Below are 307 nucleotides of genomic sequence, written 5' to 3' on the forward strand. Positions count from 1 at the left end.
CAAAAGCATATAATGATTTTATTAACAAATATGTTGATCCGAGGGGTATTTCACCCACGGTTATTGAAGACGCAATCGCAAATGGAACAAGAACAGTGGGGAATAGCCCTGGAACATGGGTTCATCAAACTCAAGATGTTACTGTAATCACGAACAGTACGGGTGGAGTTGTAACTGTTATTCCACGATAGGAGGTTAAAATGTTCACAAAATATGATGAATATGATTTATTTGAACTATTTAAAAAAGAACCAGCATATATAGGGGATAAAGAGGCTGGAATTTGTATTTATACTTGCGCAGATGA

The 307-nt window shown here is 36.2% G+C and carries 1 protein-coding gene; it reads left to right on the top strand.

Translation table 11 applies throughout. The annotated features are described in order from the left end of the window. Positions 1 to 191 (top strand): hypothetical protein (locus RCF13_RS05180; protein ID WP_308140913.1); only part of this gene is annotated, 191 nt, incomplete at its 5' end. Positions 192 to 307 lie beyond the last annotated feature (116 nt).

This window comes from Stenotrophomonas maltophilia group sp. RNC7, from assembly GCF_030910085.1.
GTDB lineage: Bacteria > Pseudomonadota > Gammaproteobacteria > Xanthomonadales > Xanthomonadaceae > Stenotrophomonas > Stenotrophomonas sepilia.